This window comes from Streptococcus downei MFe28, from assembly GCF_900459175.1.
In the GTDB taxonomy this organism is placed as follows: Bacteria; Bacillota; Bacilli; order Lactobacillales; family Streptococcaceae; genus Streptococcus; species Streptococcus downei.
This window is the reverse complement of the sequence record NZ_UHFA01000002.1, coordinates 1,595,874-1,614,725: the sequence shown is the minus strand read 5'-3', so window position 1 is coordinate 1,614,725 and position 18,852 is coordinate 1,595,874. Positions and strand designations below refer to the sequence as shown.

At 44.6% G+C, this 18,852-nt stretch carries 19 protein-coding genes and 1 pseudogene; 12 read left to right on the top strand and 8 right to left on the bottom strand.

Annotation, left to right across the window (positions count from 1 at the left end):
* Position 1 precedes the first annotated feature (1 nt).
* The 6 genes and pseudogenes from DYE66_RS07735 to msrB all read left to right on the top strand — a co-directional run bounded on the left by DYE66_RS07735 (position 2) and on the right by msrB (position 7,249).
* A complete protein-coding gene (locus DYE66_RS07735; protein WP_115325089.1) occupies positions 2 to 1,603 on the top strand; it encodes a type I restriction-modification system subunit M in 1,602 nt (533 codons plus the stop codon).
* 19 nt (positions 1,604 to 1,622) lie between these two features.
* A pseudogene (locus DYE66_RS07730) lies at positions 1,623 to 2,699 on the top strand (oxidoreductase).
* Between the two features lie 515 nt (positions 2,700 to 3,214).
* Entirely contained in the window at positions 3,215 to 4,402 is a 1,188-nt protein-coding gene (gene metK, locus DYE66_RS07725; protein WP_002998451.1) for a methionine adenosyltransferase, read from the top strand.
* Between the two features lie 295 nt (positions 4,403 to 4,697).
* Complete coding sequence (locus DYE66_RS07720) at positions 4,698 to 5,957, top strand: UDP-N-acetylglucosamine 1-carboxyvinyltransferase (protein ID WP_019787598.1); 1,260 nt, start codon at positions 4,698 to 4,700, stop codon at positions 5,955 to 5,957.
* A gap of 212 nt (positions 5,958 to 6,169) precedes the next feature.
* Positions 6,170 to 6,805: an SDR family oxidoreductase gene (locus tag DYE66_RS07715; protein ID WP_002998301.1), complete on the top strand. Its 636-nt coding sequence runs from the start codon at positions 6,170 to 6,172 to the stop codon at positions 6,803 to 6,805.
* A 9-nt stretch (positions 6,806 to 6,814) separates the two neighbouring features.
* Complete coding sequence (gene msrB / locus DYE66_RS07710) at positions 6,815 to 7,249, top strand: peptide-methionine (R)-S-oxide reductase MsrB (protein ID WP_002998104.1); 435 nt, start codon at positions 6,815 to 6,817, stop codon at positions 7,247 to 7,249.
* A gap of 89 nt (positions 7,250 to 7,338) precedes the next feature.
* On the opposite strand, the gene DYE66_RS07705 is transcribed toward msrB, so the two are convergent.
* From DYE66_RS07705 to DYE66_RS07685, 5 genes are all read right to left on the bottom strand, one after another.
* On the bottom strand, positions 7,339 to 7,653 hold the full coding sequence (locus DYE66_RS07705) for a DUF805 domain-containing protein (RefSeq protein WP_002997860.1): 315 nt from the start codon (positions 7,651 to 7,653) through the stop codon (positions 7,339 to 7,341).
* Positions 7,654 to 7,991: 338 nt separating this feature from the next.
* Complete coding sequence (locus tag DYE66_RS07700; RefSeq protein WP_002998284.1) at positions 7,992 to 8,426, bottom strand: hypothetical protein; 435 nt, start codon at positions 8,424 to 8,426, stop codon at positions 7,992 to 7,994.
* Between the two features lie 153 nt (positions 8,427 to 8,579).
* Positions 8,580 to 9,815, bottom strand: a complete 1,236-nt coding sequence (gene fabF, locus DYE66_RS07695; protein WP_002998054.1) for a beta-ketoacyl-ACP synthase II — start codon at positions 9,813 to 9,815, stop codon at positions 8,580 to 8,582.
* A 209-nt stretch (positions 9,816 to 10,024) separates the two neighbouring features.
* On the bottom strand, positions 10,025 to 10,708 hold the full coding sequence (locus tag DYE66_RS07690; protein ID WP_002997764.1) for a hypothetical protein: 684 nt from the start codon (positions 10,706 to 10,708) through the stop codon (positions 10,025 to 10,027).
* A gap of 67 nt (positions 10,709 to 10,775) precedes the next feature.
* On the bottom strand, positions 10,776 to 11,114 hold the full coding sequence (locus DYE66_RS07685; protein ID WP_002998393.1) for a hypothetical protein: 339 nt from the start codon (positions 11,112 to 11,114) through the stop codon (positions 10,776 to 10,778).
* 334 nt (positions 11,115 to 11,448) lie between these two features.
* Between DYE66_RS07685 and DYE66_RS07680 the strand changes: the two genes are divergently transcribed.
* The 3 genes from DYE66_RS07680 to DYE66_RS07670 are packed head-to-tail and all read left to right on the top strand — an operon-like array spanning position 11,449 to position 12,797.
* Entirely contained in the window at positions 11,449 to 11,889 is a 441-nt protein-coding gene (locus DYE66_RS07680) for a VOC family protein (RefSeq protein ID WP_019787602.1), read from the top strand.
* Between the two features lie 56 nt (positions 11,890 to 11,945).
* A complete protein-coding gene (locus DYE66_RS07675) occupies positions 11,946 to 12,314 on the top strand; it encodes a VOC family protein (RefSeq protein ID WP_002998081.1) in 369 nt (122 codons plus the stop codon).
* Between the two features lie 15 nt (positions 12,315 to 12,329).
* Entirely contained in the window at positions 12,330 to 12,797 is a 468-nt protein-coding gene (locus DYE66_RS07670) for a GNAT family N-acetyltransferase (RefSeq protein ID WP_002998353.1), read from the top strand.
* Between the two features lie 113 nt (positions 12,798 to 12,910).
* On the opposite strand, the gene DYE66_RS10770 is transcribed toward DYE66_RS07670, so the two are convergent.
* Entirely contained in the window at positions 12,911 to 13,102 is a 192-nt protein-coding gene (locus DYE66_RS10770; RefSeq protein WP_002998550.1) for a hypothetical protein, read from the bottom strand.
* Between the two features lie 30 nt (positions 13,103 to 13,132).
* Between DYE66_RS10770 and DYE66_RS07665 the strand changes: the two genes are divergently transcribed.
* Positions 13,133 to 14,461 (top strand): sensor histidine kinase, encoded by a 1,329-nt coding sequence (locus tag DYE66_RS07665; RefSeq protein ID WP_115325087.1) that lies wholly within the window; start codon positions 13,133 to 13,135, stop codon positions 14,459 to 14,461.
* Positions 14,458 to 15,819 (top strand): sensor histidine kinase, encoded by a 1,362-nt coding sequence (locus tag DYE66_RS07660; protein WP_115325086.1) that lies wholly within the window; start codon positions 14,458 to 14,460, stop codon positions 15,817 to 15,819. The genes DYE66_RS07665 and DYE66_RS07660 overlap by 4 nt, the downstream gene beginning before the upstream one ends.
* 89 nt (positions 15,820 to 15,908) lie before the next feature.
* Here the strand turns inward: DYE66_RS07660 and DYE66_RS07655 are convergent, their stop codons facing one another.
* Positions 15,909 to 16,544, bottom strand: a complete 636-nt coding sequence (locus tag DYE66_RS07655; RefSeq protein ID WP_002997996.1) for a Pr6Pr family membrane protein — start codon at positions 16,542 to 16,544, stop codon at positions 15,909 to 15,911.
* Between the two features lie 135 nt (positions 16,545 to 16,679).
* Here DYE66_RS07655 and DYE66_RS07650 point away from each other — a divergent pair, with 135 nt between their 5' ends.
* The gene (locus DYE66_RS07650; RefSeq protein WP_002998200.1) at positions 16,680 to 17,831 is read left to right on the top strand and encodes an Mbeg1-like protein; all 1,152 of its coding nucleotides are present in this window, start codon (positions 16,680 to 16,682) and stop codon (positions 17,829 to 17,831) included.
* A 510-nt stretch (positions 17,832 to 18,341) separates the two neighbouring features.
* Here the strand turns inward: DYE66_RS07650 and DYE66_RS07640 are convergent.
* A complete protein-coding gene (locus tag DYE66_RS07640) occupies positions 18,342 to 18,776 on the bottom strand; it encodes a hypothetical protein (RefSeq protein WP_002998179.1) in 435 nt (144 codons plus the stop codon).
* Between the last annotated feature and the right edge of the window lie 76 nt (positions 18,777 to 18,852).

Sequence of the window (18,852 nt, the reverse complement as noted above, 5' to 3'; positions counted from 1 at the left end):
TATGTCAGAAATACAAACCTCGCAGTCGCTTTATCAGGCCCTCTGGAACTCGGCGGATATTCTGCGCTCCAAGATGGATGCCAATGATTACAAGTCCTATCTTTTGGGCATGGTTTTCTACAAGTACCTCTCAGATAAGATGCTCTTTCATGTGGTAGAGACCATGCAAGAGGAGACCGATGATTTGGAGCAGGCTCTAGAGATTTATCGGGGCTACTATGAAGATGAATCCACTCATGATGACTTGCTTCTTGTAGTCAAAGATGAGCTTTCCTATGCCATTGAACCAAATTTGACCTTTACGGCTCTGGTGCAGGAGATTAATGCCGGGACCTTTCAGCTGGAGCACTTAGCCCAAGGTTTCCGCAATATCGAGCAGGATGATGAGCTCTTTGAGAATCTTTTTGAGGACATTGACCTCTATTCCAAAAAGCTAGGGGCCACACCTCAGAAGCAGAACCAGACTATTGCCAATGTCATGAAGGAGCTGGCAGTTCTGGATGTGGCTGGTCACGCTGGTGATATGCTGGGGGATGCCTATGAGTATCTGATCGGTCAGTTTGCGACCGACTCGGGCAAGAAGGCGGGTGAGTTCTATACGCCCCAGCCTGTGGCCAAGCTCATGACCCAGATTGCCCTCATGGGGCGCGAGGACAAGCAGGGCTTTAGTCTCTATGACCCGACCATGGGGTCAGGTTCCCTCCTCCTCAATGCCAAGAAGTATAGCCACAAGCCTAATACCGTAGCCTATTTTGGCCAGGAGCTCAACACCTCCACTTTCAATCTGGCTCGGATGAACATGATTCTGCACGGGGTTCCTATTGAAAATCAGAAGCTCCACAATGCCGATACCCTGGATGAGGATTGGCCGACCCAGGAGCCGACCAATTTCGATGCGGTTCTCATGAATCCGCCCTATTCGGCCAAGTGGTCAGCGGATGCTGGTTTCCTTCAGGACCCTCGTTTCTCACCTTTTGGCAAACTGGCGCCTAAGTCCAAGGCAGATTTGGCCTTCCTCTTGCACGGTTATTTTCACCTCAAGCAGGACGGTGGCGTCATGGCCATCGTTTTGCCACACGGGGTTCTTTTCCGGGGCAATGCCGAAGGTACTATTCGCAAGCACCTCTTGGAAGAAGGGGCTATTGATACCGTAATCGGCCTGCCAGCCAATATTTTCTTTAATACCTCGATTCCGACGACGGTCATTATTCTCAAGAAGGACCGCCAAGAGCGGGATGTCTATTTCATTGATGCTTCCAAAGAATTTACCAAGGGTAAGAACCAAAACATCATGGAAGACAGCCATCTTGAGAAGATTCTGGAGACCTATCGCAAACGCAAGGATTCGGATAAGTTCGCCCATCTGGCCAGCTTTGAGGAAATCGAAGAGAACGACTTCAACCTTAATATCCCTCGCTATGTTGACACCTTCGAGGAAGAAGAAGTGGCACCTCTGACGGAGATTGTCGCCAATATCAAAACAACCAATCAAGCCATCGAAGAAAAGACGTCTGAACTCATGGCCATGCTGGGCCAACTCAAGGGCACCAACCCCGAAAGCCAAAAAGAACTGGATGACTTCCTGAAAGATCTGAAGTTGTAGAGTACATAAAAAACATACAATTGATGGAAATCTGTATTTAAATATATTACAGCTAATTGTTGAATATCACTACGTGAGTGAGATGGGTGATCATTGCCTGCTCGCCGGTATTCGTATTCCTGAGCAGTTAGGGATTTATGATGATACTAATCTTGAGTCCGTCAAGTCTATTGCTCAAGCCCTCAAGAAGGATGGCAATAAGGCCATTTTGCAATCCATCAGGATAGGCGTGAAGCTACAGGGCAGGCTGCCAAAGGCAAAGAAGTTCTAGCCCCCTCAGCAATTGATTTCTCCTTCCTTTCTTATCCGGTTCGGGAAATGACTGGTGAAGAGATTGAAGAAATTATCAAGGACTTCGGACGGGCCACCAAGCGAGCTATGGATGCTGGCTTTGATGGGGTGGAAATTCACGGGGCCAATCACTATGGTATCCAGCAATTCTTCTCAGCCTATTCCAATAAAAGGATTGATAAGTGTAGGACAGCCTTGAAAAAAGCATGGCCTTTCCCCTTGCTGTGCTTGAAGAAATCAAGTGCGAGTTGTTGCCCAATATGCCACTGATGATTTTATCGTTGGCTATCGGATTAGTCCCGAAGAAATTTACGGCGACACGGTGGGTTATACCTACAGAGATGCCATAGCTTTAATCAAGGAAGTCATCAAGCATGATTTGGACTATATTCACCTCTCCCTCTGGGATGGTTATGCTTCTAAGCCTCAAGGGGCTGACCGACCATTTGCGGACTACTTCAAGGAAATTCTCGACGACCAAACCAAGTTGCTGGTTGTCGGTGGGGTCTTTTCAGAAGAAGCGGCCAGGGATGCGGTTGAAAATCATACCGACCTGATTGCCGTCGGTCGGGGTACCCTGGTTGATCCTCTCTTTGGTAAGAAGATTGATGAAGGCAAGGGCGACAACATTGTCCATGAAATCTCGCCAGAACAGTTGGCAAAGGCCCATTGGACCCCTGGTCTGCTCCAAGCCTTTACTTCGGAAGGTTCTTTCGGCCTCTCACCAATCCCAGGTAGCGATTCCATCAAGCACCTCAACAAGGGCCTGTCCGAAGGTTTCGGCGGCTTTTCAAACGCTAACTAGAACTGGCTTTCAATGATTTTCAAAAAAAGATGAAAATTTGGGCTAGTCTAAATGAACGGCCAGCCATAATCAATAATGATAGGAAAGTTCTGCCAAATAATGGGAACTTCCTTTTTTTTGTGTTAAAATAATAGGGTTAATGAGTCCCGAAAAGGCGGTCTAAAAAACTTATGGGTGTCGTCGTCTTGGCTTGATAGACCTTAGTCTAATCTTCGCCGGCGCCTTCTAACCCCTAAGCCTTTTAGCCTCGCTATCTCAAGTTCAGAAACGGATAGTTATATCCTATTTTGGGTCGAGCTTGAGAGACCGGTTCTTTGTAACTCGACACCAACAAGGGCAACTGAAAGTTGCTCCTTGTTGGACGCCAAGCCCCATGGGGTCTTGGCTAGTCGACTTACTAGGATTTTTTGGCCAATGATATCGATTGGCCAAAAATCCGTCGTAACAATCTGAATTCCAATCTTTGCTATGCTAGAGTAAGTTGACGCCATTCTATTTTAAGGGGGGACATTTTTATGTCAGAACGTAAACTTTTCACGTCTGAGTCGGTTTCGGAGGGACATCCCGATAAGATTGCCGATCAGATTTCGGATGCTATCCTAGATGCTATTTTGGAGCAGGACCCAGATGCCCATGTCGCTGCCGAGACAGCGGTCTATACGGGTTCGGTTCATGTCTTTGGGGAAATCTCCACGACAGCCTATGTCGATATTAACCGGGTGGTTCGTGATACCATTGCTGATATTGGTTATACCAATGCCGATTATGGTTTTGCAGCCGATTCGGTTGGGGTTCACCCATCCCTGATTGAGCAGTCGCCTGATATTGCCCAAGGGGTTAATCAAGCCTTAGAAGCACGCGAGGGGCAAGAGGATGAGCTCAGTTTGATTGGGGCTGGTGACCAAGGTCTCATGTTTGGTTTTGCGATCAATGAAACACCCGAACTCATGCCCTTGCCAATTTCCCTGTCTCACAAGCTGGTTCATAAATTGGCGGAACTCCGCAAGTCTGGTGCTATCAGTTACCTGCGACCTGATGCCAAGTCTCAGGTGACGGTTGAATACGACGAGATGGACCAACCTGTTCGGGTGGATACCGTGGTCATTTCCACCCAACACGACCCTGATGTGTCACAAGAGCAGATTCGTCAGGATGTGATTGAGCAAGTCATCAAGGCTGTTATCCCAGCAGAATATCTGGATGACAAGACTAAGTACTATGTCAATCCAACCGGTCGTTTCGTTATCGGTGGTCCCCAGGGGGATTCTGGTCTGACTGGACGTAAGATTATTGTCGATACCTATGGTGGCTATGCCCGGCACGGTGGTGGGGCCTTCTCTGGTAAGGATGCTACCAAGGTTGACCGCTCGGCTTCCTACGCCGCTCGCTATATTGCTAAAAATATTGTCGCTGCTGGCTTGGCCGACAAGGCAGAAGTTCAGCTGGCCTACGCTATCGGGGTTGCCCATCCGGTTTCTGTTCGGGTGGATACCTTTGGAACAGGAAAAGTTTCTGAAAGCAAGCTAGAAGCAGCAGTCCGGGAAAACTTTGACCTCCGCCCAGCAGGAATTATCAAAATGTTGGACCTCAAACGGCCAATCTACCGTCAAACTGCCGCCTACGGCCACATGGGTCGGACCGATATCGACCTGCCTTGGGAAAAATTGGACAAGGTGGATGCCCTCAAGGCAGCCGTTCAATAAAGCACTCAACTACATTCCTGATGGAGTGTAGTTTTTTGCTAACGTTTTGGGCGCTGGTCGATTTTGGGGGCTGATAACCCTTGTGCAAATCATCTGTTTGACAGGTGGTTATGCTCGGATGCTATAGATAAGAAAACTTGATTAGACAGGCCCTTCTGTCATTTGATAAGAGCCGAGCCTGTACAGCAGATGCAGTGCTGGAACTGTCAAGTCAAAAATTTTCATCCGATTGTCAAATTCCTTAATCTCTGCTATAATAAAAAGGTTCAAATCAGTGATAGAAAGAAATTAAGCTATGCGAAAAATTATAATCAATGGTGGCAAGCCTCTCTCTGGTGAAGTGGCTGTATCAGGTGCCAAGAATTCGGTCGTTGCCCTGATTCCCGCCATTATTCTAGCAGACGACATCGTGACCTTGGATGGTGTGCCGGCCATCAGCGATGTGGATAGTCTGGTAGAAATCATGGAAATCATGGGGGCTAAGGTCAAGCGTGATGGTGAAACGCTAGAAATTGACCCCCGTGGTGTCAAAGATATGCCCATGCCTTTTGGGAAAATCAACAGTCTGCGTGCTTCCTATTATTTCTATGGAAGTCTCCTAGGCCGTTTCGGACAGGCGGTTGTCGGCCTACCTGGGGGCTGTGATCTAGGCCCCCGCCCTATTGACCTCCACCTCAAGGCTTTTGAAGCTATGGGAGCTAGTATTTCCTATGAGGAAGAAGCCATGCGCTTAGCGACTGATGGCAGAGCCATGCAAGGGGCCCATATCTATATGGATACGGTCAGTGTCGGAGCGACCATCAATACCATGCTGGCGGCCGTCAAGGCCCAAGGTCGAACCGTGATTGAAAATGCTGCTCGGGAGCCTGAAATCATTGATGTGGCGACCCTGCTCAATAATATGGGGGCCCATGTCCGTGGGGCTGGAACCAATATTATCACTATTGATGGGGTTGACCGTCTTGGTGGAACTCGTCATCAAGTTATTCCTGACCGGATTGAAGCTGGCACCTATATTGCCATGGCGGCAGCTATAGGTGAGGGTGTGCGGATTACCAACGTTCTCTACGAACACTTGGATAGTTTCATTTCCAAGCTGGAAGAAATGGGCGTGCGGATGACCGTTGATGAGGATGCGATCTTCGTTGAAAAGCAAGACAATCTCAAGGCCATTTCTGTTCGAACCGCGCCCTATCCTGGCTTTGCGACAGACCTGCAACAGCCCATCACTCCGCTTTTATTGACGGCTCACGGTCGAGGGTCTATTCTTGATACCATCTATGAAAAACGGGTTAATCATGTCCCTGAATTGGCTCGGATGGGGGCAGACATTTCTGTCTTGGGTGGTAAAATCGTCTACAATGGCCCTAGCCAATTAACTGGTGCAGCGGTCAAGGCGACAGACTTGCGAGCAGGTGCGGCCCTTGTCACCGCTGGACTCATGGCTCAAGGACGGACAGAAATCACCAATATCGAATTTATCCTGCGGGGTTATGCCAATATAATTGAAAAATTAACCGCCCTAGGTGCTGATATTCAATTAGTTGAAGACTGAAAAAAGACTGATTCACGACTGTGGATCAGTTTTTTGATAGGTTGAATAAGAGTGACAAAGGCCTTCCTATAACGATGAAAACCATTCGATTTGCATAGGAGGGGGCTATCCAACTTTCTCCATAGCAATTTTTGGATAGATAATCATGAGAAGGGATAAAATAGGTTTAGAAAGTTTCAAGCCTATAGACAGGTATTTGAAGGGAGTAGAAAATGAATATTTTTATTATCGGGGCTAATGGCCGAGTGGCCCAAGAATTAACAAAGAAACTCGTTAAACAGGGTCATACCATCTATGCTGGCCTAAGAGATTTGAGTAAGATCCAAGAGACCCAGCAGATTAAGCCCATTCACTTTGATCTTCATGACTCAGTAGAAGTGCTGGCAAAGAGTCTAGTAGGGATGGATGTGGTCTATTTCTTAGCGGGTTCCAGGGGTAAGGACCTCCTGCAAACCGATGCTTTTGGAGCCGTTAAGTCCATGCAGGCTACGGAACAAGCAGGTGGCAAGCGTTTCATCCTGCTCAGTTCCCTCTTTGCTACAGAGCCAGAAAAGTGGAATCAAGCAGGCCTGGACCAATTGACTGATTACAATATCGCCAAGTTCTTTGCTGATAACTATCTCATCAATCAGACCCAGCTTGACTATACGATTTTGCAACCTGGTGGTCTGGCAGAAGAGGAAGGAAGGGGACTAGTAACCTTTGCTCCTGAAAAGGTTGGTCGCAATCCTATTCCTGATGCCGCCGAAGTTCTAGCAAAAATTATCGAGTATCCCAATACTAAGAGGAAGGTCATCCAAATGCTATCGGGTAGCCAACCGATTGATGCTAGTATGGCCAAACTATAGGAGGTGTTTATGGTAGAAAAAAATCTTCGTCAGCAAATTGGCGATTTAGCCTATGAAGTCACGCAAAATGCAGCAACTGAGCCAGCCTTTAGCGGTTCCTATGATGATTTCTTTGACAAGGGTATCTATGTTGATGTCGTCAGCGGAGAGGTTCTCTTCTCATCGCTAGATAAGTATGATTCAGGCTGCGGTTGGCCAGCCTTCACCAAGCCCATTGAAAATCGCATGCTGACCAACCATGAGGATAATTCATTAGGGATGCATAGGATTGAGGTTCGGAGCCGACAGGCCAATTCCCACCTGGGTCATGTTTTCAATGATGGTCCAATAGATAAGGGTGGCCTACGCTACTGTATCAACTCGGCAGCCCTGCAATTCATTCCCTATGACCAAATGCAAGAAGCCGGTTATGGAGATTGGTTGAAGATATTTGAGGAAGCATAATTGTAATAGTTCCACTTGGTTTATGACTAGGTGGGATTTTTTAGCCCATGAAAAAACACCCTGCTAGGCAAGGCGTTTCTAATTAGAGCTTAGGGTTGAAAGTTATTAAAGTCATTTGGAACTTGCTTGGTTGGCATGGAAAGAAGAACCAACAGGGCAATACTGCCAAAGGGAATAAATTGGATGAAAATGAAGGCCCAATGGTAACCAGCATCACGTAGGCGACGGACAATCAGGGCAATGCCTGGGCAAATATTAGCCGATCCCCAAATCATAAGTAGGATTCCAAAAATTCCCATGGAAGCAATGAAACCAGTTGAAGGGGCATCTGAATAACTAGTAGCAGCGCCACCAACGATAGCAATAATAATAATATAAAAGGCTATGGAAATCAGGGAGTTCACTAAAACAACCTACCAGAATCCAGAACGGCTGGTCCGTCCTTCAAAGTCCACATATTTGTTTCCAATAGTTCTTATAAGCTTCAATCATAAAATAGATACTCCTTAAATTTAGAATAGCTTAAGTTTACCGGACTTTTTATTGAATGTCAAACTACTTTGAAAATCAAAGTGTCTTTCAACACTCCTATTTTCATCCGGTTGAGCACTTTGGCCAAACTGATTGGGACTACTAAGGCTACCGGCTTCATCACCCTATCGTTCTAAAAGATGCGGACCTAGACATAAAAAACTTCCACTGGTTTTATCGACCAGAGGAAGTTTTTAAATCAAGGATAAACTTATTGTTGGATAGTTTGGTCAGGGAATTGAGGACGGTTGAACTTCCCAAGTGAAGTAAGGTAGAGAATACCTCCGATTAACTCTGGAATTTCTCCAAAAAGACCAAATAGCAAGCTCAAGGCCCCTCCTACGATGAGAAGGATATGTGCTGCAAGTGGAACAGCCTTATTGTCTGCTTTTCTAAATTGCACTATAGCAACAATTCCCAAAATCAAGACAACTAGACCAGGAATGGCAGAAACCAAGTAAACTGGTATCTGTGTTTGGAAAATTTCTTGAGCATTAAGTGATTTTCCTGAATTAGCAATCTTGGAACTAACCATAGTTAAGCCAATAATTCGAATCATAAAAGAAAGAATTGGGCAGACAATTCCGACCACACCATTGGTCAAGGCCAGCTTCTTCAAGCCATCAGTATTGGTATCGTTATTCATAAAATAAACTCCTTTTTATTTTTACTCTCCTAGTCTAACAAATTTACCCAGTAAAGGCAAGGTAATATTAAAATATTCTTAATTTTGTTAGACTGTTGAAGAGGTCTCGGCACTCTTATAATCCTAGTTGAGTTCCTCATTTAAAGAGTTCCCCTAATCTTGCCATTTCTTAAAGGCTAGAACGGCATTGTCCCCACCGAAACCAAAGGTGTTGGAGAGGGCATAGGTGACGTCTGCTTCTTGGCCTTGGCCTAGAATGATATTGGCCTCAACATCAGGATCCAGCTTCTTAGTGCCTGCTGTCATGGGCAGGTAGTTGTGGCGGAGGGCTTCAATGGTAATGATGGCCTCAACAGCGCCTGTTGCCCCTTGGAGGTGGCCGGTGAAGGACTTGGTCGAAGAGACAGGGAGCTGACGTCCAAAGAGGCTGACAATGGCCTGGCTCTCTGCCAAATCATTAGCAGGGGTGGAAGTCCCGTGGGCATTGATATAGTCAACTTGGTCAGGGGAGAGGTCAGCCTCCCTCAGGGCTAGTTGAAGGGCCTTTTTAGCGCCAATGCCGTTAGGGGAAGGGCTGGTTAGATGGTAGGCATCGCAATTGCTCCCATAACCAATAATTTCGGCGAAAATCTTGGCTCCCCGCTTTTGCGCATGGTCTAGACTTTCTAGAACCAAAAGGCCAGCCCCTTCTCCCATGACAAAGCCATTGCGGTCCTTGTCAAAGGGAATAGAAGAGCGTGAAGGGTCCTTGGTTCTCGATACAGCTGTCAGGGCATCAAAACCTCCCAGTCCAATCTCTGTGATGGGAGCTTCGGCTCCACCGGCTAAGATTATATCCAGGTTGCCGTATTTGATGTCCCGAAAGGCTTGACCAATAGCATCGTTGGAGGAGGAGCAGGCTGTCGCAATACATTTAGAGCTACCCTTAGCACCTAGTGCCGCTGCAACATTTAGAGCTGGCATATTATAGAGGGCCTTGCTGAGAAAGGTCGGTTTGACTGCGTCTAGTCCATGGTCATCCATGGCGATAATTTCGTCCTGAAATTCCTTGAGACCTCCGACGGTCGTCGAGAGATAGACGCCTGTTCGCTCCTGATCCTCAGCTGAAATCTGCCCAAGACCAGAATGTTCTAAGGCTGCATTTGCGGCATAGAGCGCATACCAGGTGCTGAGGTCATAGCGCTCCTTGTTTTGATTGGCAAAATAGCGATTAAAGGGGAAATCCCTAATTTCTCCGACATTAGAGGCGCTTGTCTGACTGGCATCAAAGCGAGTCAGAGCTTTGATGCCGATTTTACCTTGGACTAGGCTGTGCCAGACCTCTTGGGGAGTGTGACCGATGGCAGTAGTTAGGCCATAGCCTGTGATAACGACACGATTTTTATTCATCTATACCTCTATTTCTGTTAAAATTTTGCTTCATACTAGGCTGAATTAGCCTGATGGACTAGGATTTTCAATTGACTGGATGTACAGGAAAAACCAAATTTTTCTAGGATGCCTTCAATACTTAGGGTTGTGATGAGTAGCTGAACTTGGGAACAAAATACTCCAGTCAGTCGGCTGGAGTTGCTTGAAATAAGAAGCGACCTATTCTATTATTGATGGTTTTCTGAATTGCCCGCTTGTGGATTGAAGCTTGGTTCAGCCTTGGCTTGCTGGTCAGCTGGATTTGCGAAGGCATTATCCTGAGCCAATGGCTCTTGAACGGTTCCATTAGCAAATCCATTTACAGGATTTTGAGGAGTTGGCGCCTCTTGTGGAGCAGGATTAGGATTGAAAGTTGGAGCTGGATTGGTGTAGTCTTGGGCTTGTGGTTCTTGACTAGGATTATTGGCAAAACCATTGGCTGGATTTTGTGGGAAAGCCGGATTGATTGGCATTCCAAAGGCATCATAATCCGGTGCCGGTTGATCTAGCTTATTCACGGAGGCTAGGAAAAGTCCTCCGGCAACGATAGAAAGAACATCAGCAACGATACCAAAGTATGGAATAACATTGATACCAAAAGCGACAATCAATAAAATTGAAGCAGCGGAATTGACCCGAGGATCTTTTGAGAACTTATTAGCCCCCATAATTCCATAAATAAAGGCTGGAACCCGAATGGCAGCGATAATAAAACCGAAAATGACAAAGATTGGAATTAATGTATCTGGCTCATCAGCGTTTAGAGCTGAAATTGCAAGGCCCCATTTAACAAAGTGTAGTAGAAGGGTGGCAATCCCACCAATAAGGGCAATTAAGCCGGCTGTTTTGACAAAAGTTTTTTCATTTGACATATGTAAATAACCTCCATTTATTTCCTTCTAGGCTAACAAATACTAGGCAGAAAAGCAAGTCTCTATCTTACTTCTGTGGTTTTCTGGCCTCGCGATGACAGAGCCAGCCTCCAAGTAGGGCAAGCAGGTCTGGGAGGATATTGATATAGGGACTGAGTAAGAAAGTGATGGCAAGTAAGAGTTGGCCCAGATTGGCCAGGCTGACCTCATCTCTAAGTTTGAAAAAGCCGATGAGACCAAAGATGGTGATGGGCAAGCGAAAGATGGCAATACCTATTCCTAGAAAATTCTGACCGGGTAAATTCCAATGGAGAAGGGCCAGATAAATCAGGGAAAGGAGAAGGGTCAGGCTACCACCGTAGAGGCCAACTCGGCTATTTCTATTAAGTAATTGTTCTCGTGACATGTTTCCTCCAAAATACTTTTAGCCTAGTATAGCAAACCCTCCCAATAAATCAATAGGCGAAGCGTGCTTGGTGACTTTGGCGGAGCGTACTAGGTGATTTTTGGTCCCTTGTGGGTCTAAACTTGATGAAAAATCTTGCTCCCTCAGGGGTGATGGGATAGTTTAGGATGGTGTTTTTCTAGTCACTGACATAAAGTTTTAGCAGAAGTTGAGGGGGCCTGTGAGCCCTAGAAATCTTGGTTAGCGGGCATCACGCCTAATCTCCAAACAGTTTGATTGACCAAACTATTTCGATATAGTACTATGTTTAAGTATCAAAAAATAGGGGAAAGAAATGATTAAAGCAATTGAACTATATCTGGTTACCGACAAAGACGGCCAAGCGGCTGTCGATTTTTATGCTCAGGTCTTTGAGGCCAAAATCCTGAGCAAGACAACCTTTGGTCAAGCCATACCTGATTGTCCTGAGGAAAACAAGGACCTGCTCTTGAATGCACAACTTGATATTAATGGCATTCGTCTGCAGATTTCTGACAACAATCCTGAAGGTTATTATGTCGTTGGTAATAATGTATCTGCTTGTTTACAGGTTGACGATGCCGACCAGGCTCGTGAACTTTTCGATAAATTAGCGGTAGAGGCTCGCCATATTGAGATGGAATTGCAGGAGACTCCTTGGAGCCCTGCCTATGGCATTATCGTGGATAAGTTTGGTTTAACCTGGCAAATCAATACAGATATTGGGGGCTTCGTGTCGGAAACGGTTAATTTTTAAAATTAGGGAATCTAAGGACAAATTATTGAAAAGAATACTATAATAAGAGGTAGAAAATGATTAATAAAGAAGTGGGAGTAATGCTCTATGTCGATGATGTGGCTGCTGAGCGAGAATTTTGGCAGGCCATCGGCTGTAGGATTGAAGAAGAAAAAGAAGAAATGGGTTTTCTCAATTTCAGTATGAGACCAACCTTGGATAGTTCGGTGGTCTTTACGGTCTATGCTAAGGATTTCATCCGTCAGGTATCCCCTGAGGTCCTAAATCATCAGCCTAGTCTTTTGTTTGAGAGCGAGGAGCTCTTGATGCTCCATGCCAAGATTGCTGAATTGACGGATAAAATTGGCCCCATCCAGACAGAGCCTTTCCCCAACTTTAACTTTGCTAGCCCTAGTGGCAACTATTATGCCGTTAAGGGTGTATAATACGGAGGTAAGACAATGGCAATTAGGCGTGCGCAGTTAGCGGATATTCCTGCTTTGGAACAGCTCTTGGAGGAAATTCTTTTGATCCATCATCAGGCCAGACCTGATCTCTTTAGAGAGAAGGGGAAGAAATTCAGTCGTCAGGATTTGGAAAAGTTAATCCCAGACGATAGCAAGCCAATTTTTGTCTATGAGGATCAAGAAGGTAAGATTCTCGGTCACCTCTTTACCATTATTGAAAATCATGCTGGTCAAAATGATCAGGAACATAAGACTCTCTTTATTGATGACCTTTGCGTGGCTGATGGAAGCAGAGGTCAAGGGATTGGTCAGGAGCTTTTCGATTTTGCGCGTGCCTATGCCAAAGACCTAGGTTGTTACAATCTGACCCTCCATGTCTGGAATGCTAATAAAGGAGCTCTGCGCTTCTATAAGCACCAAGGGCTCAAGGAGCAATTCACATCCATGGAGGAAATCCTCTAGAAAAGTAGAAGACAAGGACATCCTTGTTAATTACCTTTATGGGGCTTCTAGATCTTCCTTACCCAGTGAGTAGAACAGGTCCAGTTTAAGCCTTAGTAGAACTTTATACTAGCCTAGGGAAAATCAAAGAGACTTAAGATCCTTGCAGGAAGTGCGGGGATTTTTTCTTGGGGCTTGGAACCTTGAATTTTGGTAAGGCTTTTAGTATCGAAGCTTTTTCTGAGAATTTTTGCTTTTTTTAACAATGTTCCTAGCAACTGATTTTTCAGGTTTTCAGGACCTTGGTATTGTGGTAAAATATTCAAGTAACACTATCTTAATTTGAAAGGACGATTATGTCCCTGATATTATTCTCAACAGCTGTATTTCAGCTTTTCATGTTGAAGTTGCTTATCTGCTCATCGCAGTGGTCATTTTTTACCTATGTTACTGGAATCAGGCCCAAGTTCTATAAGGTTAGCCTCATAGTTGGTATCCATATACTGCTATCTATGCTTTTGGCGCCCTATATTGGAGAAGTTACGGTTGGGCTCCTGGTCTACCTAGTCGTTATTTCGATCAATATGCCCCGTCGGCCCTTTATGGAGAACTTTTTCTTTGCCCTCTTTCCACCTGTTCTCTATTCCATTCTCTGGAATTTCACGGCAAGAATCTTGTTTCCCTTTTTCTCGGATCATTCCTTTACCTATCTCAACCAGAATTTTATCTGGGAAATGCTTATCCTCATTGCGGTCATCTTATTGGAGCGCTTCCTGAGGGAGTTCTATCAGATTGACTATATCTCAATGAAAAACAGTGTCTGGTTGGATAGGCAGACCCAGAGCAATTTTTGGGTGACCTTTGGTGAGATGGCCAGTTACTATGTCTTTCAGCATCTCCTTTTGCTACTTGAAGCCCTGCATGTCAAAAGCATTCTCGGTATGCCTTTGTCCATTGTCTTCCTAATTGTTGCAGTAGTCTATGCGGTGATCCTGATGAAGGTGCTTATTCTGATTGACTATTTCTCCCGGGAATATCTCAAAGATTTGAGGCGTAAAGAGCAAAAGCAGTACCTGGAAAGTCTAGAATCATATAGCCAGCAAATTGAAGAGTTTTACCAATCGGTTCGGTCCTTCCGTCACGATTATAATAATATTCTCCTTAGCCTAAAGGGAAGTATTGATAGTGGGGATATTAAACTGATTACCAAGGTCTTCGATGAGATTTTCCAGGAGAATATAGCTGGTTTGGAATCCAAGGATCGGCAGGCAAAATTAATCAATATTATGGTGCCTGAGGTCAAGTCCTTCCTCTTTGTCAAACTCAATGAATTCGAGAAGAAAAACCATCGCCTCATCCTTTCCATTCCTGAAATGATTAAGGACTGTGGTAGCCCAAGTTCGGCCGGTCTGACTATCTTTTCAGAAATGTTTGACCGGATTGAGCCCTGGTTTGAAAAAAATCCTTCGGCAGTTTTAACGGTTAGAATTATTGAAAAAGATGACCTGCAAACTTATGGCCTTGAATTTACACCCTATCAGGCAGAAGATTTGGAGCAGTTAGAGGACTTAAAAACGGATAGTCGCAAGGTACTTAACCATTACCACAGTCTAGAATTTACGCAGGGTACTCACGATCAGACCTTCTATCAAGAATTGCATGTTAGAAGGGAGGTGGCATCATGATTTTTATGAAATGTTTTCTCTATTCTTGGGCCCTCTTTTGGTCTGGTTGGTATGTTTTTACTTGGATTAGTAAACTCAGCCTTCCTTTGAAAAAGCTGCTTCCCGCCTCTCTGGTCTCTGCCTTATTAATCTACTTTAATCTGAGACTGGGAACTATTGTTGATGTGGTTCACCTCTTATTGATCTCCTTTATTTTCTTTAAGTTTGAACCCAAGCGTCGACTGGTTTTCTTTTCCTTTTATACCGCGATTGGCCTAGAATTTTTGCTGAGTATTTCTTACTATATCGTCTTTGGGGTTGACCCCAACCAGATGAATTTGGCAGAATACCCCATCTACCAGATCTTGATTGCTAATCTTTTGGTTATTCCTGAGTACTGGGTTATCCATACGGTCTTCAATTTGAATTTTAAGTCCATTACCAATAGTCGTAGTAAGCGGGTCAATAAATTCTTGATTGAGATAACAATCGGACTGGTTGTTTCCTACCTGATCCTATATGGTATCTATCTCTTAAGTCATATTCATAATGACCCCACCATTGATTGGCTTACCGCCAACCGAAACAAGGTCGTCTTTGCGGCTGTTCCTATCTTTGCTTGGTTCCTGTTTGGTTTCAACCGCTGGGTTCGTATGACCCTGAAAAAGGATATTGAGAACGATAGGGAACTCCATATCTCAAACTTAGAGACCTATAATCACCGAGTAGAGGTCCTCTATGATGAATTGGCCAGCTTCAAGCGAGACTATCAGTCTGCGCTGGAAAAAATGGCCAAGAGTATTGTTAGCCAAGACATCGCAAAGATAAGAAAGACCTACCAGCAAATTCTGGGGAATACCAACCAGGCCCAAGAAATCAGTCGCTCCAAAAATAGCGATATTGGTAAACTGTCAGCTATTCATGTTTCTCCGATTAAAAGTATGCTGTCGGCCAAGATTTTACAGGCCCAGGAAGCAGGTATTGAGGTGACCATTGAAGCACCCGACCAGATTGATGACATTCCCATGAAGATTATCGATTTGGTGACCCTGATTGGGATTTTAAGTGACAATGCCATCGAGGCAGCCAAGGAGTCAGAAGAAAAAGCCATTAGTGTGGCCTATTTTAGGGTTGATAACCAGCAGTTCTTCGTGATTGAAAATTCGACGAAGGACGAGCAGGTTCCTATCAGCCATATCTTTGAAGATGGATTTTCTTCTAAGGGGAGCAACCGTGGGATTGGTCTGGCCAATGTTGAGCGGATTATTTCTGAATACGCCAACGTCAGCCTATCCACACGGTCGTCAGATTATAGCTTCCGCCAAACCCTAGCCATGGTTGAAAATGACAACCAGCAAGAAAAGCCAGTAGCTAGCTAGTGGTTTTTCAAGGCTAGGTCTAGTCTCTTTTCTCTGTTGAACCTAAAACCATATTAAAAGGAGCGCCCGACTGGTGCTCCTTTTTAGTATCAAGAAATTCTCTTCGGCTTCGGTCCCAGAAATTTTTTCAGGACCAAAAGCAGGTAGCCTAGGAGAATGTAGAAGATGGTTAAAACCAAGATATAGGTCAGGACATAGGACCAGCCTTCCTTAGGCACATTGAGGAAGAAGTAGGGAAAGGGGCTGACCGTTGAATCTGGAATAGGCCACTTGATGAAAAATCCATTTAAGAGAGCCCAGATACAGTAGAGGATTGGCATGACTGTCCAGAAAATGGGATCTAGTAGCTTGTAAACCCTCTTTTTATCAAAGAGAAGAGTGTCAAAAATCATTCCCAGCGGGGCAATATAATGGACTAGGAAGTTTCGGATGTTCCAGTAGTCAGCAGCCGAAACCCTGGGCGCCAGCATAAAATGGTAGACCAGAAAGGTCAGGGTAATCACTAGGGTTGTGCTCCCCTTAATCCTCAGGAGACCAGAATGTTGGTTGATGGATTGTCCCTTGGCTTCAAGGTAGAGATGGTAGAAGTGGCTGGAAAAGACCACAATATTGGAAAGGACTGTGTAATAAAGCAACATGCCAAAACCATTTTGACTAATCTGCATGCCAACCCCAATCAGGCCACAGAGACCAAAAAAGAGACGATAAATTTGTGTCAGGGACATAACTGTCGGACTCCTAAGTTTTATAGTTTTTCCTATAGTACCATAGTTAGGAGTATTCGCCTAGCCTGCTTGTCTAATTTTTAGAAATCTTTAAAAATATGCTATACTGAAAGTAATGACAAGGGAGAAAACATTATGCCAACCTTTTTAGACTACGCCAAAATTTACGGGGAAAAATCTTTTTCAGAACTGACTTTAAATAGCATTGACCTAGCTATCATCAATGAATTGGGCTATCTTCCATTGGGGCAGGACCAGTCTTTAGAAAGACCTGTCAGCCTACAAAAATTAAAGGAGGACTTTGATGCTAGTGGTCAGTCGGTTCTCTATTCTTTCTCGGTTACCAAAGAGCGAGTCGCCTTGTTAGAAACCGTCTTGGATGCTCCCCGTTATCAGGGCTTGAGCGTGAGGGCTTACATCAATGATATCGACCCCCAATTTGAAAAACAGTTTGCGGCCATGGTCATGGAGCTTCCTGCTATCCACCATCATCAGGTTGTTTTTCGAGGGACGGATGAGACCTTCATCGGCTGGAAAGAAGACTTTAAGATGACCTATCTGGATGAAATTCCAGCTCAGCGCCAGGCCCTGGACTATCTGCAGAAGATTTTGCAAGAGAACGAAGAGACTTATACACTAACCGGTCATTCTAAGGGAGGCAATCTGGCACTTTATGCGGCTTCTTGCCTGCCAGAGCATTTACAGGCAAGAATTGACCATTTGTTACTTCTGGATGCACCAGGCCTGCACGACCACATTTTGGAGAGCCCAGGCTACAAGACCATTAGTCCCAAGGTTCTCTGCTTAAGGCCCAAGGATTCCATTGTTGGTAGTATGTTAAAACATGATATTCCCAGCTCCTTCGTCGAAAGTAAGGCCCTTGGCACCTTCCAACACAATGTTAGTAAGTGGGAAGTCGAAGGGGTGGATTGGAAATGGGCGTCAGGTCAGTCAGAACTTAGTAGGGCTATGGAAGTCACCTTTAGCCAATGGACTGAGGAACTTTCTCAAGAGGAGCTGAAAACCATCTTTGATACGGTCTTTGACCTTTTCTTGGAGAATGATGTCGCTACCCTAGATGTACTCCAGGCTGATGTCCTCCAAAGTGCTAGGACCATTATGACGGCTTTCTCACAATTACCTGCCGAGAAAAGACAGCTACTGGGCAAATCGGCTACCAGTCTTTTAAGCATTTTTATCAAATCCCGCCTACAAGAAGTGGAAGTGCTCAAGCTGGACCAGTTGTCCGATAAACTAAAAGGCATCCTGGGTCCAGGGATGAAATGAGAAAAAGGAGGAGAAAATGTTATAAAAGGAGCTGGGCAAAAACTCAAAATCTCACTAATTTTCTCAGATTTTAAAAATAAGAAATCGCATGAAATCAGCGTTTTTAAACGAAAGATTTCATGCGATTTTGTTAATTCAGGACTTTTTGCCCAGCTCCGAATTTTAGCTAGCCTATTTCTTTTTCTTACTAGGGGGACTGTTTATGCTACCGGTGAAATAGCTAATAATTGTTACAATAAGGCTGATTGGAAGGGCGTGTCTGATAGGTTTTAGTGGATGTTGGAAGACGAGTGCAGGATCTTTAGCCATAAAGAGGTCTAGGAGGAAGATAAGGATAGACATAAGGAAAAATAGTCCAAGGAATTTTATCCAACCCTTAAGCTTGATAGTTTCTCGAAGCTGTTCTTCTGTATCTTCGATATTTTCAGTGCTTTCGACTCTTATCTTTCTCTTTATAAGAAAGTAGAAAGATAAGCCATTAACAGCCATAAATAATAAGAAAATAACAGACTACGCTGAGAAGAGGCTAGCTAAAAATGATTGGCCTCTTAAAAGACTATAAGTCAAAATCATGACGGGGGTGAAGAGTGCAGATATGCTTGCACCAAAAATAGTAGCACCCATTTTCCATTTTCTTAGAGTGGCATGATATTCGACATCTTCAATATAAACTTTATCCAATTGAAGTTGTCGCAACCTTCTAATTTTTTGCCTTTCCAATCTGAGTTGAAAGAAGGCTTGGATGATATAGGTGGTAAAGAATCCGATGGCTGAAGCCAAGGGCCACTTGAAAATCAAGAGAAAGAATATAAAGTTGGGAAGTGCTGAAATCAATCTCCCTAACCGGTAAGCTCTAGCATCAAATTCATTGAAAATTTCCTTTTGCAATTCATCATAACCTGATTCTAGACTTATGCTATTTTTTAGATTCGTCCAAAGTTTCATTTTCGCCTTCCTTTTTTAAAAAAATTTTCTAGGTCTGAGGAAATAGTACATCAATAGGCCCCAAATCAATCCGGCA

What these genes read in the sequence shown, in the direction of transcription:
- DYE66_RS07735 (WP_115325089.1), top strand. Translation starts at nt 2, where the DNA reads ATGTCAGAAATACAAACCTCGCAGTCGCTTTATCAGGCCCTCTGGAAC.
- metK (WP_002998451.1), top strand. Translation starts at nt 3,215, where the DNA reads ATGTCAGAACGTAAACTTTTCACGTCTGAGTCGGTTTCGGAGGGACAT.
- DYE66_RS07720 (WP_019787598.1), top strand. Translation starts at nt 4,698, where the DNA reads ATGCGAAAAATTATAATCAATGGTGGCAAGCCTCTCTCTGGTGAAGTG.
- DYE66_RS07715 (WP_002998301.1), top strand. Translation starts at nt 6,170, where the DNA reads ATGAATATTTTTATTATCGGGGCTAATGGCCGAGTGGCCCAAGAATTA.
- msrB (WP_002998104.1), top strand. Translation starts at nt 6,815, where the DNA reads ATGGTAGAAAAAAATCTTCGTCAGCAAATTGGCGATTTAGCCTATGAA.
- DYE66_RS07700 (WP_002998284.1), bottom strand. Translation starts at nt 8,426, where the DNA reads ATGAATAACGATACCAATACTGATGGCTTGAAGAAGCTGGCCTTGACC.
- fabF (WP_002998054.1), bottom strand. Translation starts at nt 9,815, where the DNA reads ATGAATAAAAATCGTGTCGTTATCACAGGCTATGGCCTAACTACTGCC.
- DYE66_RS07690 (WP_002997764.1), bottom strand. Translation starts at nt 10,708, where the DNA reads ATGTCAAATGAAAAAACTTTTGTCAAAACAGCCGGCTTAATTGCCCTT.
- DYE66_RS07685 (WP_002998393.1), bottom strand. Translation starts at nt 11,114, where the DNA reads ATGTCACGAGAACAATTACTTAATAGAAATAGCCGAGTTGGCCTCTAC.
- DYE66_RS07680 (WP_019787602.1), top strand. Translation starts at nt 11,449, where the DNA reads ATGATTAAAGCAATTGAACTATATCTGGTTACCGACAAAGACGGCCAA.
- DYE66_RS07675 (WP_002998081.1), top strand. Translation starts at nt 11,946, where the DNA reads ATGATTAATAAAGAAGTGGGAGTAATGCTCTATGTCGATGATGTGGCT.
- DYE66_RS07670 (WP_002998353.1), top strand. Translation starts at nt 12,330, where the DNA reads ATGGCAATTAGGCGTGCGCAGTTAGCGGATATTCCTGCTTTGGAACAG.
- DYE66_RS07665 (WP_115325087.1), top strand. Translation starts at nt 13,133, where the DNA reads ATGTCCCTGATATTATTCTCAACAGCTGTATTTCAGCTTTTCATGTTG.
- DYE66_RS07660 (WP_115325086.1), top strand. Translation starts at nt 14,458, where the DNA reads ATGATTTTTATGAAATGTTTTCTCTATTCTTGGGCCCTCTTTTGGTCT.
- DYE66_RS07655 (WP_002997996.1), bottom strand. Translation starts at nt 16,544, where the DNA reads ATGTCCCTGACACAAATTTATCGTCTCTTTTTTGGTCTCTGTGGCCTG.
- DYE66_RS07650 (WP_002998200.1), top strand. Translation starts at nt 16,680, where the DNA reads ATGCCAACCTTTTTAGACTACGCCAAAATTTACGGGGAAAAATCTTTT.
- DYE66_RS07640 (WP_002998179.1), bottom strand. Translation starts at nt 18,776, where the DNA reads ATGAAACTTTGGACGAATCTAAAAAATAGCATAAGTCTAGAATCAGGT.